Origin of the sequence: Pararhizobium capsulatum DSM 1112, assembly GCF_030814475.1 — a bacterium.
GTDB lineage: Bacteria > Pseudomonadota > Alphaproteobacteria > Rhizobiales > Rhizobiaceae > Pararhizobium > Pararhizobium capsulatum.
In genome coordinates this window covers 508,235-529,476 of sequence record NZ_JAUSVF010000003.1, presented here as the reverse complement: position 1 = coordinate 529,476, position 21,242 = coordinate 508,235, and the positions used below count along the sequence as shown (strand labels likewise).

The following is a 21,242-nucleotide window of genomic DNA, read 5'->3' as shown; positions in this document are numbered from 1 at the left end:
CGCGATCGTGGCTAATAGCGTCAGGGAGAAGCGACGATGGCGACCGGGCAATTGTGGTACATCACTGAGGGCGGCGACGCCGAAACCCGCCTCGTGCGGATCAATGACGACGGCACCGCCAGCACGATCGTCAACGACAATGGTGGGGCGGGCACGGGCGATAACGACTTCCCCAGTAATTCGGTCACCGATATCGGTGTGGATACAGCGGCCGGCTTCTATTTCGCGATCGCCAACACCGCGTCGCCGCTGAATTACAACGCCTACCTGGTGCGGGGCAACATCGACGGCTCGGGCACCCCGACCATCGTGGTCGATTTCAGTCCCGATACCCTCATCGTCAACACGATCGAAGTCGATCCGATCAATCGCAGGATCTATGTCGGCGTCCAGGACAACGACGCGCTGAATGGCGCCATCACCGGCATCAAGGTCTACACATACACTGCCGCAGGCGTGCTCACCGACACCGGCTTCCTGACCACGGCCAACACCGACAACCGACCGGACGTGGGCGGCCTCAAGATTCTCGACCCTTTCGACTTCGCGATCGATCATTCGATCGAACGTCTGTTCTACTCGGATTCGGTCGATGGGTTTACGTCCGGGCTGTTCCGCCTCGATCTCGCCAACCCGAACACCCACACCCAGATGACCACCGCCGCCCAGTTCCCCGTGGACCTGAGCAACGGCCAGATCATGGATGTCGAGGTAGATGAGACCACCCACTTGGTCTATTTCACGACCCGCTCGAGAAATCCGTATCCCACCGCCAACTACGATGCCAACGACAACGCGCTCTGGTACATCAGCGAGAACGCGTCGAACGACACCGCCGTCAAGGTGACGCTGACCGGCATGCCAGTCAACGTCTTCTACGGCGGCGACATGACGTTCGATCAGAGCACACGCCAGATCTATCTTGAGAGCTCCGAGGACAGCCCCGGGGCTGACAACGTGATCTACGTCTTCCAGCTGAATGGCGCCGGCACCAGCGCGTCCCTGGTTCGCACGATCAATCCCGGTCTCACCGTCACCAACGCCGTCATCGAGGGGATGGCCTTCGTGGACCTGGCAGTCCTGGGCGTCAGCGGCACAGTCGCGAGCCCGACCGAGCAGGGAGCCACGACCACTCTGCTGACCGGCGCGCCGACGATCACCGACAAGGAAGGCGGCTATCTGGTCAGCGCCACGGTGCAGATCACCGGCGGCACCTTCTTGTCCAACGAGAGCAGTACGGCCGACGACCATCTCGGTTACGGTGTGGCCAAGCAGATTTCGGGCACGATCGCCGGCACCAGCATTACGGTGAGCTGGAATGCGGCGACCGAGACACTCACGCTGAGCGGCTACGACACCATCGCCAACTACCAATCGGTATTGGCTGCGATCACCTACTGGACCACGGGCGACAACCCGACGAACTACGGCGCCAACGCCTCCCGCACCCTGACCTGGACGATCAACGACGGGACGCCGGGTGTGGGGGCCGGATCGGTCAACAGCGGCACGACGACGATCAACCTCGCGGCGGTGAACGACGCACCGATCAACGGCACTGTGTCCAGTGCCACCGGCAACGAAAACACCAACATCGCCGTCACTGGCCTGTCAATCAGTGACGTCGATGCCAACACGGCGTCGACCGTGGTCACGGTCACTCTGGGCGTAACCAAGGGCGTGCTGACCGTGCGGACCGACGTCGCCAGCGGCCTGGTGCCGGGCGATTTGTTCGGCAACGGTACCGCTTCGGTAACCATCACCGGAACAATCAACGAGATCAACGCCACTCTGGCTGCGTCCAACGGCCTGGTGTTCCTCGGCAATACGAACGTCAGCGGCACAGACACCCTGACGGTGGTCACCAACGACGGCGGCGCCACCGGCTCGGGCGGCGCGCAGAGCGACACCGACGGCTACACCATCACCATCATCGGCGTGAACAATGCGCCGGTCATCGTCGGCGATGGGACCGAGGCCTTAACCGCGACCAATGAAGATGTGGCTAACGCCACCCTGACCAACACGGTTTCGGCCCTGTTCAGTGGCCAGTACAGTGACGCCGACACCGACACTTTCGCGGGGGTGGCAGTGACCGCCAACGGTTCCACCGTCGGCACCGGCCAGTGGCAGTACTATAACGGCTCGACCTGGGTAAACGTCGGCGCGGCCTCGACGGCGGCAGCGGTTACGATCGCGGCCAGTGCGCCGATCCGCTTCCTGCCGGCCGCCGATTTCAACGGCCCGGCCCCGACCCTGACCGTGAAGCTGGTCGATGCATCCGGCGGCGCCCTGACCAATGGCGCCGTCGTCAACACCACCACCAGCGGCGGCTCAACGTCCTATTCCAACGGCACGGTGGAGCTCTCTCACGCCGTTAATGCCCTCAACGACGCCCCGACCATCATTGGCGGTTCGTCCGTCAGCCTGGCGTCGATCGGCGAAGACTCCGCCACCGGAACCGGCGAGACGGTCTCGTCGCTGTTCCTCAGCCACTTCTCCGACGCCAAGGACACGGTGTCCGGCGGTTCGTCGGCCAACGCCTTCACGGGCGTGGCGGTGACGGCGAACCTGGCGACCGCCGCTCAGGGCATGTACCAGTACTTCGACGCCGGAAGCTGGCATGACCTGCCGGCTGTTTCGGTTTCCGCCGCCTTCGTCCTGGGCGCCAGCACCCTGGTGCGTTTCGTCCCGGCGGCGGACTATTCCGGCACGGCGCCTTCGCTGACCGTCTCGCTGATCGACGACTCGTCCGGGGTGGTGACCACCGGCCAGACCCCGGACGTCGCCACCACCGGAGGCTCCACGCCCTACAGCGCGCCCCTGACGCTGAACATCACAGTCACCTCCACCAATGACGCCCCGTTCGCCAGCGGCTCGGCCATCCTGGCGGCGGTCGATGAAAACACCGCCTCCCCAGGCGGCCAGAGCGTTTCGACCCTGTTCAGTTCGATCTTTACCGACCCGGATGCCGGCAACACGCTGGCTGGCGTGGCCATCACCGGCAACGCGGTATCGAGCCAAGGCGTCTGGCAGTACTTCAATGGTGCCTGGATCACGATCGGTGAGCCCAGCCAGAGCTCGGCCCTGGTGCTGGGGGGCGGAACCTTGGTCCGCTTCCTGCCAGCCAGCAATTTCAACGGCGCGGTTCCGGCCCTGGTGGCCTGTTTGATCGACAATTCCGGCGGCGCGGTGTCGACCGGCACCATTCTGGACGTCAGTGTCAACGGCGGCCAGACCCGCTACAGCGATGCCAGTACGACACTGACCACCAGTATCAACGCCGTGAATGACACACCCGTGGTCCCGGGCAGCGCCGCCACGGTCGGCGCCACCGAGCAGACGGCGGCGAACCTGCTGGGTTCGCTGACGGTCTCCGACGTCGATCTGGATGCCGGCAACGGCGGCATTGGCGACTACGCCGGCGCCAGTTTCACGGTGCAACGCGCCTCTGCCAATGCCGTGGATGCGTTCTCTTTCTCTTCGGGCGGTTCGTTTACCGTCAGCGGCGCCAATCTGCAGGTCGGTGGGTTGACCTTCGCCACCTACACCAGCATCGGCGGTGTATTGACGATCAACTTCACCAGTTCGGGCGAGGCGGCGACCACGGCGCTGGTCAACGACGTCATCCACAATATCCGTTACACCAACACCAGCGATGCACCGCCCGCGTCGGTGACGCTGAACTATGCGCTGAACGATGGTTCGCCCGGTGGCGGCCAGGGCTCAGGCGCGACGGGCACGGCCGGCGGCTCGGTGCTGGTCAACATCACAGCGACCAACGACCTGCACACCGGCGCCGCCAGCATCACCGGCACGCCGGCCGAGGACCAGGTCCTGACGGCTGTTTCAACCCTGGCCGATCCTGACGGCATCGGTGCGCTGCACTACCAGTGGCAGCACGACGTCGGCGGCGGCTACGTCAATGTCGGCGCCGACCAGGCGACCTACGCCGTGGGCGATGGCGACATCGGCGGCGTGGTCCGCGTGGTGATCTACTATACCGACGCCGGAGGCACTGTGGAATCGGAGACCAGCGCCGCGACCGCCCTGGTCATGGCGACCAATGATACGCCCACGGGCGGCGTGTCGATCACCGGAACGCCGACCGAGAATCAGGTGCTGACTGCCAACACCGCCGCTCTGGCCGATGCCGATGGCCTCGGCACACTGAACTATCAGTGGCAGCGCGACACGGGTTCAGGCTTCGTCAACGTCGGAACTGATCAGGCGACCTATACGCTCAGCGACGATGATGTCGGCAGCGTGGTTCGTGTGGTCATCAGCTATACCGACGGCCAGGGCTTTGCCAACGGCGTTACAAGCGCCGCAACCGCAGCGATCGTCAACATCAACGACGCACCCACGGGCGGCGTATCGATCGCCGGTACCTCAAACGTGAATCAGGTCCTGACCGCCAACACCGCCGCTCTGGCCGATGCCGATGGTCTTGGGGCGCTGCACTACCAGTGGCAGCGCGACACGGGTTCAGGCTTCGTCAATGTCGGCACCGACCAGGCGACCTACACGCTCGGCGACGCGGACGTCGGCGGCGTGGTTCGTGTTGTCACCAGCTACATCGATCAGAACGGAACGGCTGAGGCAGTGGCAAGCGCCGGCACGTCGATCATCTCCGAGTTCAACAATCCGCATGCCGGCGATGTCTCGATCATCGGCACGGCAACCGAGAATCAGATCCTGACTGCCAGTACCGCCGCACTGGCCGATGCCGACGGCGTCGGCGCACTGCACTATCAATGGCAGCGCGACACGGGTTCAGGCTTCGTCAACGTCGGAACTGATCAGGCGGACTACACGCTTGGCGACGCGGATGTCGGCAGCGTGGTTCGTGTGGTCATCAGCTACAGCGATGGCGAGGGTTTCCTCGAGACAGCTGCCAGCGCGGACACGCCAGGGATCGCCGCCATCAACGACGCGCATACCGGTGGCGTGTCGATCACCGGAACGCCGACCGAGAATCAGGTGCTGACTGCCAACACCGCCGCTCTGGCCGATGCCGATGGCCTCGGCACACTGAACTATCAGTGGCAGCGCGACACGGGTTCAGGCTTCGTCAACGTCGGAACTGATCAGGCGACCTATACGCTCAGCGACGATGATGTTGGCGGCGCGGTCCGTGTGGTTGTCAGCTATACCGATGGCCAGGGTTTCGCCGAGAGCGCGACCAGCGCGTCCACCGCAGGGATCTTCAACGTCAACGACGCGCCCACGGGCGGCGTGTCGATCAGCGGCACGGCAACCGAAAATCAGGTGCTGACTGCCAACACCGCCGCTCTGGCCGATGCCGATGGGCTTGGGGCGCTGCACTATCAGTGGCAGCGCGACACGGGTTCAGGCTTCGTCAATGTCGGCACCGACCAGGCGACCTATACGCTCGGTGACGATGATGTTGGCGGCGTGGTTCGTGTGGTTGCCAGCTATACCGATGGCCAGGGTTTCGCCGAGAGCGCGACCAGCGCGTCCACCGCAGGGATCTTCAACGTCAACGACGCGCCCACGGGCGGCGTGTCGATCAGCGGCACGGCAACCGAAAATCAGGTGCTGACTGCCAACACCGCCGCTCTGGCCGATGCCGATGGGCTTGGGGCGCTGCACTATCAGTGGCAGCGCGACACGGGTTCGGGCTTCGTCAATGTCGGCACCGATCAGGTGACCTACACGCTCGGCGACGCGGACGTCGGCGGCGTGGTTCGTGTGGTCACCAGCTACATCGATCAGAACGGAACGGCTGAGGCAGTGACAAGCGCCGGCACGTCCGTGGTGGGGAATGTCAACGACGCGCCGGTGCTGACCGGCGATCTGAAGGCAACGGTGAAGGAGGGGGGCAGCTACAGGCTGACCACCGCCGACCTGAACTTCTCCGATGCGGACGATGCCGCATCCGGCGTGCGCTTCACGGTATCCAGCCAGACGGCCGGCAAGCTGCTGGTGAACGGTGTGGCGGCGACCAGCTTCACTGGTACCGATCTCGCCGCCGGCAAGGTGAGCGTTGCCCATAACGGTTCTGAAACCATCAAGGCCACGTTCAAGGTCGTGGTCGAGGACGGCAACGAGGATGGCTCGGCGCCGGTGGCCAAGACCTTCAGTTTCACCGTCACGCCGGTCAATGACGCGCCGGTGCTGACCGGTGATCTGAAGGCAACGGTGAAGGAAGGGACGAGTTACAAGCTGACCACCGCCGACCTGAGCTTCTCCGATGCGGACGATGCCGCATCCGGCGTGCGCTTCACGGTATCCAGCCAGACGGCCGGCAAGCTGCTGGTGAACGGTGTAGCGGCGACCAGCTTCACTGGTACCGATCTTGCCGCCGGCAAGGTGAGTTTTGCCCATAACGGTTCTGAAACCATCAAGGCCACCTTCAAGGTCGTGGTCGAGGACGGCAATGAGGATGCCTCGGCACCGGTGGCCAAGACCTTCAGTTTCACCGTCACGCCGGTCAATGACGCGCCGGTGCTGACCGGCGATCTGAAGGCAACGGTGACGGAAGGGACGAGCTACAAGCTGACCACGGCCGACCTGAGCTTCTCCGATGCGGACGATACCGCATCCGGCGTGCGCTTCACGGTATCCAGCCAGACGGCCGGCAAGCTGCTGGTGAACGGTGTAGCGGCGACCAGCTTCACTGGTACCGATCTTGCCGCCGGCAAGGTGAGTTTTGCCCATAAGGGTTCTGAAACCATCAAGGCCACCTTCAAGGTCGTGGTCGAGGACGGCAATGAGGATGCCTCGGCACCGGTGGCCAAGACCTTCAGTTTTACCGTCACGCCGGTCAATGACGCGCCCGTGCTGATCGCCACCCAGGTGTTGACGTCGATCGCCGAGAACGCCTCGACCGTCTTGGCGCGCAAGGTGGCAACGCTTGCCATCACCGATGCCGACGGAGGGACCAACAAGCTGTCGCTGACCGGTTCGGATGCCAAGCTATTCGAGATCAAGAACGGCGCGCTGTGGTTGAAGGCGGGGGCGACATTGGATTATGAGACCAATACGTCACTCGACGTCAACGTGCGCCTCGACGATACAACGATCGGGACAGGCTATGAAGCGTCCAAGACCATCAAGATTGCCGTCAAGAACATCTTGGAGACCATTGGTGGCACGTCCGGCGACAACACGCTAACCGGCACCAGTGGTGACGAGATTCTCGATGGCAAGGGTGGCAACGACATCATCAGGGGCGGGGGCGGCAACGACACCCTGATCGGCGGGACCGGCATCGACACGCTTTATGGAGGTGCGGGTAACGACGTCTTCAAGTTCGTGACGACGCAGGATTCCGCTCCCGGCTTCTCCGGCTTCGTCAACAACGGGTCGCTGAGCCCGCTTTCCGGTGCTGGCAAACGCGACATCATCGCCGATTTTGGGCTCGGCGATGACCGGCTCGACGTGTCGAAGATCGACGCGAACACGAAGCTCGGCGGCGACCAGGCCTTCACCTGGAAAGGAACGGGGAATTTCTCCGGGACGTCGGGCGATCTCCTGTATAGGGTCTATGATTTAGTCGGCACGGCGAACGACAAGACCATCGTTTACGGCGACGTCGATCTCAACGGCCGGGCCGATTTCCAGATCGAGCTGGCCGGCATCCATCACCTCGCAAGAGGGGATTTTATTCTCTGAGCAGCACCGAGGATCGGCCCCGTTGGTCTTTCATCGTTTTGACGTTGTCTGTTTGCTGACGCCTTGCTTGCGCGTCTTACGAGAGATTAACGGTTTCTTATCTACCTCAGTGCGACAAGAGTCAGGCGCGACGTTTGCGGAGGCGCCAACCGATTTCGCTGCTGGATGCGAGCCTGCCGGCGCGGTTTCCGGGCCTCTGCCCGCTCAAAATCGCCCGTTGCTCCATCATGAGACAAACGACCGATAAGCCAACCTTATCAATCGTCATTTACATTCGACGGAGCGTGCGGTTGGTTGCCAAAATTACGGAATAACCGCTCAGCCGCGTTACGCCTCCCAGTCGGTTGGCAATCGCAACACCAGCCTGAGAGAACTCCGTGTGCGTGGCTTGCCCTACCGGACGTCATCCGGGATGCGATTCCACACGCGCGGCGGAGCGGAATGCCGATCCCCAAGCCCCTCAACGCCATGGGTCTGGAGCCGATCATACCATCGGTAGAAAGTCGGTCTTGGAATACCTAGCTTGTCGAGGGTGTGCTTCGCCCGTAGGTGCGACTGTTCGACGATCCGGATGATCTCCAGTTTCTCGCAGGGTATCTCATTCCTCGTCTCCCCCAAGCCCGATCATGCTTTTTTTGAGAAGCCGCAGTTCGAGCGCCTGTTCGGCGACGACTTCCTTCAGGTTGTCGTCGAGTGATGCTTGCGCGTCGCACGGCGAATGTCCTTGATAACGTTCATCGCGCTCGATCGAAGGAAGAGGAGATGGAACAGAAAGCGGGGACACAGAAATCTGCCGCCGAACAATGTCGGACAGTTGCGGGGAGTGGAGGTGGTCCACCTATCATCAGTCCAACTCCGCTCCGAACGGCCTTTCATACATTCATCGGCTGTAATCGATCTCGAAACTCAGTGCCGGATCGGAATGCGCATCCCAGTATCCCTTCCAGAGGGCCTTGCTGATGGGGCCGACCTCACCGTCGCCCACCGGCTGACCGTCGAGCGTGGTGATAGGCATCACCCCGCCTGCTGTCGTAACGAACAGGATCTCGTCGCACCGGTAGGCCAGTTCTACGGGAACATCGTCGATAGTGGAGGGGTAGCCGAGCGTTTCGGCGACGGCGAGTACAGACTTGCGCGTCACGCCCTCCAGCACGCCCTTCTTCGGCGTGTAGAGCTTGCCTTCCTTGATCAGGATGACGTTGAAGCCCGAGCCCTCAGTGAGGTGTGCGTCGCCGTCCGTCAGGATCGGGTACATGGCGCCGCGATCGCGGGCTTCCAGCAGGCCACGCGTGAAATCGCCCCATTGCAGGTTCTTGACGGTAGGATCGATTGCGCCCGGTGGCACGCGGCGCACAGTGCGGGTGATGACGGCGCTGCCGCCGGTCCTCTGGGTCGCTTCGTCCATCACCCAGAGATAGGGCATGACCATGAGGTAGCAAAAATTGTCGCACTCTTCCGGCGCATACTGGCGCACGAAGCGCAGGCCGCGCGTCACGATCAACATTACATACGCATCGCGGATGCCGCTTTTCGCTACCATCTCTACCAACCGGTCGCGGATTTCCCGTCGCGGCAACGGGCTCTTCAACCGTAGCTGTGCGCAGCTTTTCTCAAAACGATCGAGATGCTCGTCCAGCCGGAAGAACCGGCCGTTCCAGACGGCGGGCACGTCGTAGGTCAGGTCCGAATGGAGAAATCCCTGGTCGAGGATCGGAATGCGCGCCTCGTTGAGCGGCACGTATTCTCCCGCGATAAAGGCGATGCCCCTGCCGAACGGATTGCCGCTCGCTTCCAGCTCTTTCACGCGCCGGCGATAGTCGGTGAAGATGTGGTCCGTGTAGGACATGATACGCCTCCCTGAAAGGTCGCACGCAGTCCGTGGGACGGCGCGGAGGTCTTGAAAGGCAGCCTCGTTTAGGCTGCGAGAATGCCGGCAGAGACGATGTCGGCGAAGGCACCATCGGCTGCGTCCAGCGCCCGGTCGATGTCCTCGGCCGTATGCGCGGCACACAGGAACATGTTGTGCTTGGGGTGAAGGTAGATGCCGTGGCGCAGGCCAGCCAGGCAGAAGGCGTTGCCCATCCGCAAATCCTGGTCCCCCTCGAAGAGGACCATGGGCATTTGCGCCGGACCCGTCTGCCGGAGCGTGAAGCCGTGGCGGGTGGAGATGGTCGCAAGACCGTCCCGGAAGCGGTTGCCCATCGCTTCGGTATGCGCGAGCGCGTCGCTATCACGCAGGATCCGGATGGTGGCAATGGCCGCGGCCATGGCGGCGGAACCATACCAGAACGAACCCGTGGTGAGGATCTTGCCGGCGCCGTCCCGGAACCGATCTGTACCCGCGACGGCGGAGAGCGGCCAACCGTTGGCGATTGATTTCGAATAGGCCGCGAGGTCCGGCTTCACGCCATAGGGTGCCCAGCTGCCCCGGACATTGAGGCGAAAGCCCGCGCGCACATCATCGAGGATGAGGGCGGCACCCCTGCGGTCGCAGACGGCGCGGGCGTGCGCGAGAAAGGCAGCCTCCGGCAGATGCTGGTCCTTTCCGACATCGTGCTGGAAGGCGGTCAGCAGGATACCCGCGAGATCATCGCCCGCCGCATCGACTGCGGCGTCGAGGCTCGCGATGTTGTTGTAGTCGAAGAGGACGAGATGGGCACGATCTTCCGTGGTCACGCCGATCACCGACGGCGAACACCACGGAACAGCTCCATGATAGGCGCCGCGGGCGACGAGGATCTTGCGGCGGCCGGTGGACGCGCGCGCGATGGTGGCGCAGACCGTCGTCGCGTCCGTGCCGTTCTTTTGGAAGAGCGTCCAGTCGGCGTGGTCGAGCGTGTCGACGAGCAGTTCGGCGAGCTCGACCATCGTGTCTGTCGGGCCGTTGCCGATGTCGCCCTGATCGATGCGTGCGAGGGCGGCGGCCTCTACTTCGGGGTGGCGATAGCCAAGCACGTTCGGACCCCAAGCGCACATGAAATCGATATATTCGTTGCCGTCGGCATCCCAAACCCGGCAGCCTTCCGAGCGCGAGAAGAATTGCGGATACCCGGGCGCGATCGCCCGGGTCGCCATATGGCCCCAGACGCCATTCGGTACGACACGCCGGGCGCGTTCCAGAAGTTCCGTATCGCGGCTGTTTAACAGTCTCGCTGTCATATGGCGTTCCTTCTTGGTGGGAGAGGCAGTGCGCCTCTCCCGATAGGCCGATCAGTTCGAGATTTCGGCGAGCGGCAGGTTGCAGCAGGCGCTGTAACGAACGCCCTTAACACTCGGGCTGTGTGCCATGATGAGATCCGGGCTGACCATCGGAATGATGATCCGGGCCTTGGCCATCTGGTCGCCAGCCTCGAACCACAGTTTTTCAGCCTCTTCCGGGGTGGCGGCGGCGAGTGCCTGTTCGCGTAGCTTGCCGGTTTCCGTGTTGATGATCGACGGATCGTTTTCCCCGCCGGCACGTTTCGCCCAGGTGGAGCCTTCTGATAGGCCGAAGACGTCGACATATTGCGAGGTGCCGAAGAAGTCGGGCGCGAAGAACACGGCCGTCAGCGGTATGTGATCGCCGTTGGCCGCTTCACGCCAGTTTGCGAAGGGAACCGGCGAAAGTTCCACCGTGATGCCGACCTTTGACAGGTCCTGCTGGATCTTCTGCATCATCAGCGAGAAGTCTACGCCGTAGACGTTCATATCCGGATAGATCGACTTGAGCGTGAAGCCGTCACCCACGCCTGCCGCGGCAAGCAGTTCCTTGGCACGGTCCGGGTTGTAGCCGGGGATCTCATGGCCATCGCCGCCAGGGAAGCCGAGCGGAATGGGGCTTGCGATCGGACGGCCGGCGCCGCCAACGGTGAAGTCGATCAGCGACGTGCGGTCGATGGCGATAGAGATTGCTTCGCGAACCTCGGGCGTCAGTTTGACGGTGTTGGCTTTGGCGCCCGGCGAAAGCGAGATGTAGACGAAGTTGTAAGACGGTACCTTGTCCACCACAATGTCGCTGCCTTCGAGCGTCTTGGCGGTTTCTGGGTCGATCTGCATGGCAATGTCGGCCGAGCCGGACTGTAGCATCTGCGCCTGCGCCACGGCGTCCTTGACCTGGCGGAAGACAACCTGCGGGATCGCCGGCGCCTTGCGCCAGTAGTTTTCGTTGCGCTTCAGGCGCAGTTCGGCATTGGGCTCGTAGGATTCAAGCACGAACGGTCCACTGCCGGCGGAATTGGCGAGGAACCAGTTTTCCGACGTGTCCTTGTCGACGGCCGTTGCATCCGAGAGAGCGCCATTTGCGCTCGCAACGTCGCTGTTGATCACGCCGAGGAAGCCGGCGGCCGCCTGGTTGAGGAATTCAGAGTTCGGCGCGGCGAGCTTGATGATGACTGTCTGCGTATCGGGAATTTCGATCGAACTGATGGGGTCGGCGATGAAGGCGCCGTTGCCCTTGATGTTCTTCAGCCGTTCGAACGACCATTTCACATCCTTCGCCTCGACCGGCGTACCGTCGGAGAATTTCGCCGCCGGGTCGAGCTTGAACGTCAGCTCGGTCTGTTCCTTGTTGACCTCCCAGCTCGAGGCGATCAGCGGCTGAACCTTGTTGTCCTTGTCGAGCGTGACGAGCTGCTCGTAAACGGAGGTGTTGTAGATCTGGCAGGTGTCGCACCAGGCGCGCGCCGGATCGAGCGAGTTGACATCCATGTCGCGGGCGATGACGAGCGCATGCTCCTCGGCGGCCGCGGGATGCACAAGGCCGCCAAGTGCGGTGGCCGACAGTGCAAGCGCGACAAAGGCGGATTTCGGCAGAAGAAGTCGTTTCATGGGTTGATACCTCCAGTTTGATGGGCCGCGGATGCCCGTTCCACTATTTTTCCGCAATCCTCAGCAATGTGTCCCTGACATCCGCAACCGTCGCCAACGCTGCGCGATTGAGGGCGGCCGAAACCGTGGGAGCGGCAAGCCCCCCGGTCACGCGCAGGATTTCGTGATCGAGACAGTCGAAGAAGCGTTCCTGGATCTCGGCTGCCCAGGTCCCGCCCATCGACAGGCTGCGTGCAGTCTGTTCGGCAATGACAACCCGGCCGGTCTTGTCGATGGAGTGGCCGATCAGCGCCCAATCGATGCCGTGGTGGTCGATATTGCGCAGGTCGATGACTTCGGCGTCGACCCCGGCTTCTTCCGCGGCCTTGACTGCGTTCTGGACCATGACCGAGGTCGCGAGGACCGTGCAGGCGCTCCCCGGACGCACGATGCGCGCCGAGCCGAAGGGAATACAGAACTCGCGGTCGCCGATCGGAACGTCGAATTCCTTCTGATAAAGCTCCGTGTGCTCGAACACGACGACCGGATCGTCGCAGGCGAGCGCGGAGTTCATCAGGCCGATATAGTCGAAGGCGTTCGACGGCGTCACGATACGCCAGCCGGGGAACATGCCGAACAGTGCCGATGGATCTCCGGAATGCTGGGAGCCGTAGCCGGTGTGCGGCGAGATGCGCACGCGCAGGACGATCGGCACGGGAAAGCCGTCGCCGAACATGTGGCGCACCTTGCCGACGCCATTGGCGACCTGGTCGGCGGCGGTGAAACAGAAATCTCCGAACATGATTTCAACGATGGGGCGCAATCCGTTGAGCGCCGCGCCAAGTGCCACGCCGGTAAAACCGTTCTCCGCGATGGACATGGGTAGGACGCGCTCCGGCCAGCGCTCCAGCGCTCCCTTGGTAAAGCCGCTGACGCCGCCGCGCATCTGGTGGGCATCCTCGCCCATGACGATGATACGAGGATCGCGCGCCATGGCGGCTGCTAGGGTCTCGGATGCTGCCGTTACAAATTTAACCTTCTCCATTGCATCGGGCCGCATGTCGCCGTGGTCGAGCATACGCTTGCAGGCAAGTTCCGAGAGATTGCCAAGAATGCCGTGATCACGCGTTGCGGGGTCCGGCCAGAGCCCATGGGGGATCCTGAGCGCATTGCCGCCGGGGACCGGTTCGGTCAACCGTGCGGCGGCGGAAGCAACGCGGTCGCTCACAAGCGCGTCGATATGCGCAAGCTGTTCTGCGGAGAGGAGGCCAAGCGCCACCAGACGGGCTTCGGCAAGGGTGATCGGGTCCCGCTCGCGCCAACTGGCTTCTTCTTCTTTCGTGCGGTAGCCGAAGTCGCTGCCGGTGCGGGAACCGGATTGGTGGAAATGACGGTAGCAGAGCGCTTCCACCACTACCGGGCCGCCGGTTTCGCGGATGATGCGGCGGGCCTCGACCATCGCCCGGTGCACGGCGACAACGTCCATGCCGTCGCATTCAATCGCGGCGATGCCGAGCATGGCGCCGCGCGACGACAGCCGCGTCTCCCGCGTCACGTCGGAAATATGGGTGGCGACGCCGTAGAGATTATTCTCGATGAAGAAGATCACCGGCAGGTTTTGGGCGGCAGCGATGTTCATCGCCTCGTAGCTGGCGCCGTTCTGGGCGGCACCATCGCCGAAGAAGGCGACGGAGATGTGGTCGCGGCCAAGCATCTTGTCAGCGAGTGCGTAGCCCGCAGCATGGGGCGGGTTGCCGCCGACGATGGCTGACGTCCCGACAACGCCGGCGCCGGCGAACCGCATGTGCATGGAGCCGCCGCGTCCGCCGCAATAGCCGGGGGTCAGGCCCATGATTTCCGCCATGAAGCGATAGATCGCGTCATCCATGCCGGGCGTGAAGGCATCCTTGCGGATGTCGAAGCCTCCCGGAACCGACGGATTGAGCAGCTTCAGCAACACCTGATGGTGGGCGCGGTGCGTGCCGTTGATCTTGTCGTGGGTGTCAAGCGCCGACATGGCGCCGACAGCGCCGGCTTCCTGCCCGATGCTGGCATGCGCCGGACCATGAATCAGACCGGCCTTCTCCAGATCAAGCAGCTTTTCCTCGAACCGGCGGATGAGCAGCATCTGGCCGTACCAGTGGACAAGGTCTTGGGCCTTCTCCTCGCTCCAGTCCGCTTCCTCGAGTTCCAGCCGGAACCAGGGCGCGGACGGTGCGAGCGGTATCTGGCGTGCCATTCGTATCCTCGGGTTCACAGTGGAGCGGCATCTCGGGTTTCAGCGCCGACTTATCGTTTATGGAAATAAATTCCGATTTCTGTTGAACGGCACACTAAGCTGTGCCAGCCTTTAGATGCAACAGAAATTTTCGTAAGCCGCGAACGAGGAAGAATTGAGATGATCCGGGACGCCGAAGTGCTAAACGCCCTGGTTGAGGTAGTTCGCCGGTTCGCGCGTGAACGCCTGCTGCCGGCAGAGGCGCGTGTGGAAGACGAAAACACCATTCCCCCGGAGATCATCGAAGAAATGCGCGAGCTCGGCCTGTTCGGCATGTCGATTCCAGAAGACTATGGCGGGCTCGGATTGACAATGGAGGAGGAGGTGCACGTCGCCTTCGAGCTCGGCTATGCCTCTCCGGCCTTCCGCTCCGTCATCGGCACCAACAACGGCATCGGCTCGCAGGGCATCATCGTCGATGGCACCGAAGAGCAGAAGCAATATTGGTTGCCGCTGATGGCGACGGGAGAGATCATCGGCTCTTTCGCGCTGACCGAGCCGGATATTGGTTCGGACGCGGGGTCCGTGAAAACGACGGCCCGGCGAGACGGCGAGCACTACGTGCTCAACGGCACGAAACGCTATATCACCAACGCTCCAGTGGCCGATGTCTTCACCGTCATGGCGCGCACCGGGGGGCCTGGTGCAGCGGGCGTTACTGCCTTCCTCGTCCCAAAGGATAGCCCTGGTCTCAGCCTTGGCCCGATCGATAAGAAGATGGGGCAGCGCGGAACCCGCACCTGCGACGTGATTTTCGACAATTGCAGGATTGCAGCCGACAGCGTGATCGGCGGCTCGGAGGGCGTGGGCTTCAAGACGGCGATGAAGGTGCTCAATCGCGGCCGCCTGCATATCTCTGCCGTCTGTGTAGGGGCTGCGGAACGATTGTGCGATGAGGCCGTGCGTTTTGCGCGCGAGCGCGTGCAGTTCGGCAAACCCATCGCGGAACACCAGCTCATTCAGGCCATGCTTGCCGACAGTTCGACGGAGGCCTTTGCCGGACGCGCCATGGTGCTGGAGGCCGCACGACAGTTCGACAGGGGGGAGCGCCTCATCCAGCAGGCGGCCAGTGCAAAACTGTTTTGTTCGGAAATGGTGGGGCGCGTCGCCGATCGTGCGGTGCAGATCCACGGGGGCGCCGGCTACATGCAGGAATATGCGGTGGAGCGCTTTTACCGCGATGTCCGGCTGTTCCGGCTCTACGAGGGCACGTCGCAGATTCAGCAGATCATCATCGCACGCGAAATGCTTAACGCCTAAGGCAGGATTGATGCAGCGAGCCCTTGGAATTATCGCGGATGACTTTACCGGCGCCTTGATGGTTGCCGGTTATCTCGAGAGTGCGGGCGTGCATCGTCCCGTGCTGTACGATTAAGGCGCGGATATTCCGCCTTCGCCCGTGGTGATCGCCGGCACGCGCACGCGCACCGTGCCCGTCGCCGATGCACTCGCGGAACTCGCGCGCTTTGCCGATGCGTTCACCTGGGCCGGCTGCAAGCGCCTAGCTTACAAGGCCTGCGCCTCGTTCGATTCCACGGCGGACGGCAATATCGGCCCGGCGGCGACTATCTCGCCGATCGTGCGGGCATGCGGTCGGTGTTGATGAGTGCCGGCTTTCCGCGCTTCGGCACGACAGTGCATCAGGGCTACATGTTCTATCGCGGTCGCCTCGTCTCCGAATCGATCAAGCGGTTCGACCCGCTGACCCCCATGTCCGACCCCGATCTCCTGCGTTTCCTGGGTCGCCAGACGCCGCACAAAGTCGCTCTTCTCAACCATGCGACGCTCCTGAAGGGGATAAGACTGCCATCGCCGCCATTCAGGCCTATGCTGCCGAAGGTGTCGGCCATGTCTTCCTCGATATGACGGACGATGGCGACGTCGTGGTATCCGCTTCCATCGCCGCGGCCATGCCGTGTGTCATCGTCGCCAGCGATCCGCTGATCCTCGCCTATGCCACCCGTCTTGGGCAGGCCCAGCAGTCGGAGGTCGTTGCGTGGCGGCGGCATGTGGACGGTCTCACAGCGGTCCTGGCCGGCAGCGTCGGACCGGTCGTGCTGGCGCAGCTTTCAGCTTTTTCGGAACGTTACCCCGTGCTGACGCTGGACATCATGGACCCGGCGGGGGAGGACGGGTTGGTTTCCCATGCGCTTGACTGGGCGAATAGTCGAATCGGCGCCAGTCCTTTTGCCATTTCGACTGCAGCTGGGCCGGAAGAAGTCGCTGCAGTGCAAGCGGCATTTGGGCCGTTCGCGGCAGCGCGGCGTGCCGAACGTATTCTTGGCGCTATTGCCAAGGGCTTGCGCGATCGCGGTGTGCGCCGGTTCGTTGTGGCCGGCGGCGAGACGTCCGGTGCGGTCGTCGATGCGCTCGGCATTACGGCAGTCCGCGCCCTGCCCGAGGGTAAGCTTGGCACCGGCTTCTGCGTCTCATCCGGGCCGGGACCGCTGTCGCTGTATCTCAAACCGGGCAAACTAGGCGCTGACGACATCCTGTTGTGGGCAGTCGAGGCAATGGACGAATAGTGGAGACAATGATGCAAGAACTGGCACTCAGAGAGGCGCTGGTCGAGGCCAGCCGACGGTCGGTGACAATCGGCCTCAACAGCGGCACGGTGGGCAATTTTAGTGTCCGGCATGGGAGGGCATGCTGATCACGCCGACCGGCATTGCGCCGGAGGGCCTTTCGGCGGAACAGATCGTAGCGATGGATCTCGCGGGGCATTGGGTGGGCGACTGGCGGCCATCTTCGGAATGGGCGATCCACGCCCGGCTCTATGCCACGACGACGGCAGGCGCCGTCGTGCACGCCCATCCCGACCATTGCGTCGCGCTTGCGGCGCTGCGCCAGCCCATCCCGCTGTTCCACTACATGGTCGCCAGCTTCGGTGGTGGCGAGATATCATGCGCCGACTATGCCTGCTTCGGCAGCGAGGCGCTGTCGGAAACCGTGATCGCCGCTATGGGCACGACCTATACCGCCTGTCTGATGGCCAACCATGGCGTGGTGACGATCGGTCCCGATGTCAGCATTGCGCTTGCCCGGGCGGAAATGCTGGCGCGCCAGTATGTGCTCGCCCGTTCGGTCGGCCAGCCGGTACTTTAACGCCGGAGGAACTGGTGGACGTGCGCACCCGCTATGGCACTTACGGCCAGCAGGCGGCGCGCCGATCCTCAGCTGCTTCGCCTGACTTCGTCGAGGATTTTCATCGCCAACACTGGATATTCGAGATGCGGCATGTGACCACACATGTCGACGGCATGCATGCCGACATTGCCGGGCAAACCGGTGGCCCCACTGAACGGCAGGATACGATCCTGCCGGCCGAAGACGACGCGCACGGGGGACAGCAGACGAGCGAGATCGCCTCGTATCGAGATCGCCTGCGTTCCGTCGGGCAAAAACCGCTCCGCAAAGGCGCGCATCGCCGCCGTCAGACCCCCGTCGTCACGCTGCTGGACGACAGCCTCCAGAAAGGCCGGCGAGATGGTGGCGGGGTCGTGGGCCAACAGGTCGAGCCAGGGCCTGAGGCTGTCGCTTCGCTGTGCGCGCAACACGCCGTCGACGAAGGCTGCGTTGATCTCCGGACCAAGACCGGCCGGCGCAAAGAGGCACAGCCCACGTATGTCCAGCTGGCCGCGGCTCGCCAGCCGCGCCGCAAGCGCGCCGCCGAAGGAATGGCCCGCGATCACGAGCGGACCGACCTGCTCGGAAGCGATCGTCGCCTCGACCTGTTCGGCCATCCGATTGAGGTCTTCCGGGACATCGCGCGGAGAGCGTCCATGCGCCGGAAGATCGATCGCCAGCGCTGGCCAGTCGGGGCGGGCGCCCGCCAGCATGCCCCGCCAGTTGTTGAGATCCGCGCTGAAGCCGTGGAGTAAAATGACGGGAATGCCTTCACCCCGGCGCAGCCAGACGGTGTGGAGGAGCGCGTGGCTTGGGTCACTTTGGGCCACCGGGCTTGCAGCGGATTCGATCGTCACAGACTGAGTATGCCCGGCGCTGCCGATTTTAGCGACGACGTCTGTCTTCTGTATCCGGCCACCTGGGCCTGTGCCGTGGAGGGCGTCGAGCACAATGCCGTTTTCCTTCACGATGCGGCGGGCGAGGGGGGTTGGATTCGGGTGCGCGCGATGGCCGCTTTCCCGTGTTTCGGGCATTGTTGCGGCCCTCGGCACCTTCATCTCGGCAGCAGGGGCCTGGAGTGCGGCCGTTACCTTACTGTCGCCATGGGCCTCCGCGTCGGCGTAAATGCGCGCCACGTTGTCACCGACGTCGACCTCGATTTCGCTGCCGATTAACTCGCGGATGACGCCATCGGCCGGCGATTCGACCTCGACAGCAGCCTTGTCGTTGTCGATCTCGAACAACACCTGTCCTTGCCGGACGGGTTCCCCCTCGGCGACAAGCCAACGGGCGATGCGGCCGCTCGATAGTTCGAGGCTGACCTTCGGATAGACGACATGGATGGGCATGTGGGATCCTTGCAGGCTTGAGCCTTATTCGGCCGAGGTTTTCCAGGTGGGGGTGCGCGGAGGGGGAGTGAGCGCATCGTGCACCCCGGCAAGCCGCGCGCGAAGGCGGTGGGTTAGCCGGACGAGTTCCGGGCCTACGAATTCCCGGCAATGGTTGCGAGACAGCAGATCAACGATCCCGCCGCAGGTCAGCGCGACGAGGGGCGAGCCGTCCGTCGGGCGAAAGGCGACACCGACGGCGTTGATATAGCTGTGCCAACTGCCGAAGACGCTGATGAAGCCGTCACGTCGGTGGTCCTCGGTCGCATTCTCGATGAGGCGTCCGAGGTCCCCAGCCTTCTCGGGTTCTGCCGCAACGAGCTGCTCGAGGAGGGACTTGCGGATTTCCGGCTTCATTTCCACGAGATAGGCAAGCCCCATCGCCGTCCGATAGATTGGCAATCGCGAACCAACGTTCAGCCGCAGTGACACCGGGCTCATCGAGCGGCAATTGGCGAGATAGACCATTTCCAACCCATCACGTGTGCCCAGCGCCACGGCGGCGCCGGTCTGGTCCGCCAGTTCCTGCATCAGGGGCCGCACCATGTGGATAACCGCGCTGGAACTCAGTGCTGAATAGCCGAGCGACACTGTCGCAGGCCCGATGCTGTAGCGGCCGAGCATCTCGTCATAATGGAGGTAGCCAAGGCCGACCAAAGTCGAGGTCAGACGCGAAACCGTCGCCTTTGGCAGGCCCGTCCGCTCGATCAGGTCCTGGTTGCCGAGCGTGGCGTCGTCGGCGGTAAAGGCGCGCAGGATTTCAAGCCCGCGCGTCAGCGATGCTGCCGAATTGCCGCCCTCCGCGCCGTCGCTTCCGTCTGCCGGCTTGGTCCGCTTGCGCATTTTCCGCTTTCCCTTCCGGCGCCTCACCGACATCCGGGCATCTACTGCTATTTCGTAACTGGAATATAATTTCATTTATGTTGACGTCGGCGCTGCCTCTTGTCAATAATGCCTGTATCGATCTCCCCGGCCGTTTCGGGCGGCACACGGATCAAAGGACGCCATTTGTGACACGATATATACTGCGACGCCTGTTCGCGATGCCCTTCCTGGTGCTCGGCATCGTGACGCTCGCTTTCCTGCTCACGACGGTCACGAAGGGCGATCCGCTGACGGCGATCGTGTCGGACCGCCAGATGAACGATCCCGCAGCCGTCGCCGCCGCGAAAGCGCGCTGGGGTCTCGATCGCAGCCTGCCGGAGCGATACGTGATCTATGTCGGCAATCTCCTGACCGGCGACATGGGAACATCCTTCATCACGCGCCGGCCCGTCGCGCAGGACGTGTTCTTCCGCCTGCCGGCGACGATGGAGCTGGTGCTTGCCGCGATGGTTATCGGCTCAACGATCGGCATTACGCTGGGCGTACTTGCTGCCTACTTCCGCAACACGGCTATCGACCATGCTGCGCGCTTCTTCGCGCTTTTCGGCTCGTCCATACCGGTCTTCTGGCTGGGGCTTGCGCTGCTCTATGTCTTCTCTGTCAAATGGGGCGTGCTGCCCGGCCCCGGCCGGCTGGATCCGCGTGTGACGCCGCCTCTCTCCATCACGGGGTTCATGACGATAGATTCGTTGCTGGCCGGCAACTTGAAGCTCTTCCTCGATGCGCTGTGGCACCTGATCCTCCCGGCCTTCGTCCTCGGCTGGGCTGTTGCCGGCACTATCTCCAGGCTGGTGCGCGCAAACATGCTGGAGGTGCTTGATCGCGAGTTTATCCTGACGGCGCGCGCCAAGGGGGCGGGGGAGCTTCGCGTCGTGGTCGGTCACGCGCTGCGAAACACTCTCGTGCCGACGCTGACGGTTATCGGCTATTCCTTCGCCTATCTGCTCACCGGCGCGGTGCTGACGGAGACGATCTTTTCCTGGCCGGGCATGGGCTCCTATGCGGTCGAGGCGGCGCGTGGCCTTGATTTTCCCGCCATCATCGGGGTCACCATCGTGGGGGGCGTCGTCTTTCTCCTGACGAATCTCATCACCGACATCGCCTATGTCATTGCCAATCCGCGCGTGCGTCTGGGATGA

11 protein-coding genes and 2 pseudogenes are annotated in these 21,242 nt (G+C 63.1%); 6 read left to right on the top strand and 7 right to left on the bottom strand.

From position 1 onward, the window contains the following. The first annotated feature begins 36 nt into the window (after window positions 1-36). Window positions 37-7,641 (top strand): cadherin-like domain-containing protein, encoded by a 7,605-nt coding sequence (locus QO002_RS27640; RefSeq protein ID WP_307236003.1) that lies wholly within the window; start codon window positions 37-39, stop codon window positions 7,639-7,641. A 396-nt stretch (window positions 7,642-8,037) separates the two neighbouring features. Here QO002_RS27640 and QO002_RS27635 read toward each other — a convergent pair. The 5 genes and pseudogenes from QO002_RS27635 to QO002_RS27615 form a co-directional block, all read right to left on the bottom strand. After that, window positions 8,038-8,323, bottom strand: a pseudogene (locus QO002_RS27635) (helix-turn-helix domain-containing protein); the annotation flags it as partial. 198 nt (window positions 8,324-8,521) lie between these two features. After that, window positions 8,522-9,487: an aminotransferase class IV gene (locus tag QO002_RS27630; RefSeq protein ID WP_307236001.1), complete on the bottom strand. Its 966-nt coding sequence runs from the start codon at window positions 9,485-9,487 to the stop codon at window positions 8,522-8,524. 68 nt (window positions 9,488-9,555) lie between these two features. Beyond that, a complete protein-coding gene (locus QO002_RS27625; RefSeq protein WP_307235999.1) occupies window positions 9,556-10,800 on the bottom strand; it encodes an aminotransferase class III-fold pyridoxal phosphate-dependent enzyme in 1,245 nt (414 codons plus the stop codon). A gap of 51 nt (window positions 10,801-10,851) precedes the next feature. Beyond that, window positions 10,852-12,447 (bottom strand): ABC transporter substrate-binding protein, encoded by a 1,596-nt coding sequence (locus tag QO002_RS27620; RefSeq protein ID WP_307235996.1) that lies wholly within the window; start codon window positions 12,445-12,447, stop codon window positions 10,852-10,854. A 43-nt stretch (window positions 12,448-12,490) separates the two neighbouring features. Then, on the bottom strand, window positions 12,491-14,665 hold the full coding sequence (locus QO002_RS27615; protein ID WP_307235994.1) for an alpha-ketoacid dehydrogenase subunit alpha/beta: 2,175 nt from the start codon (window positions 14,663-14,665) through the stop codon (window positions 12,491-12,493). 159 nt (window positions 14,666-14,824) lie between these two features. On the opposite strand from QO002_RS27615, the gene QO002_RS27610 reads away from it, so the two are divergent. The 4 genes and pseudogenes from QO002_RS27610 (at window position 14,825) to QO002_RS27595 (ending at window position 17,809) form a co-directional block, all read left to right on the top strand. Next, window positions 14,825-15,964: an acyl-CoA dehydrogenase family protein gene (locus QO002_RS27610; protein WP_307235992.1), complete on the top strand. Its 1,140-nt coding sequence runs from the start codon at window positions 14,825-14,827 to the stop codon at window positions 15,962-15,964. Window positions 15,965-16,103: 139 nt separating this feature from the next. Further along, window positions 16,104-16,570: pseudogene (locus QO002_RS27605) on the top strand (four-carbon acid sugar kinase family protein). After that, window positions 16,567-17,229, top strand: coding sequence for a nucleotide-binding domain containing protein (locus QO002_RS27600; RefSeq protein WP_307235990.1), 663 nt, complete (start codon window positions 16,567-16,569; stop codon window positions 17,227-17,229). The pseudogene QO002_RS27605 and the gene QO002_RS27600 overlap by 4 nt, the downstream one beginning before the upstream one ends. 121 nt (window positions 17,230-17,350) lie before the next feature. Next, entirely contained in the window at window positions 17,351-17,809 is a 459-nt protein-coding gene (locus QO002_RS27595; protein WP_307235987.1) for a class II aldolase/adducin family protein, read from the top strand. A gap of 68 nt (window positions 17,810-17,877) precedes the next feature. On the opposite strand, the gene QO002_RS27590 is transcribed toward QO002_RS27595, so the two are convergent. Further along, complete coding sequence (locus QO002_RS27590) at window positions 17,878-19,179, bottom strand: acetoin dehydrogenase dihydrolipoyllysine-residue acetyltransferase subunit (RefSeq protein ID WP_307235985.1); 1,302 nt, start codon at window positions 19,177-19,179, stop codon at window positions 17,878-17,880. Window positions 19,180-19,203: 24 nt separating this feature from the next. Then, window positions 19,204-20,061 (bottom strand): IclR family transcriptional regulator, encoded by an 858-nt coding sequence (locus QO002_RS27585; protein WP_307235983.1) that lies wholly within the window; start codon window positions 20,059-20,061, stop codon window positions 19,204-19,206. A 167-nt stretch (window positions 20,062-20,228) separates the two neighbouring features. Between QO002_RS27585 and QO002_RS27580 the strand changes: the two genes are divergently transcribed. After that, window positions 20,229-21,242 (top strand): ABC transporter permease, encoded by a 1,014-nt coding sequence (locus tag QO002_RS27580; RefSeq protein WP_307235981.1) that lies wholly within the window; start codon window positions 20,229-20,231, stop codon window positions 21,240-21,242.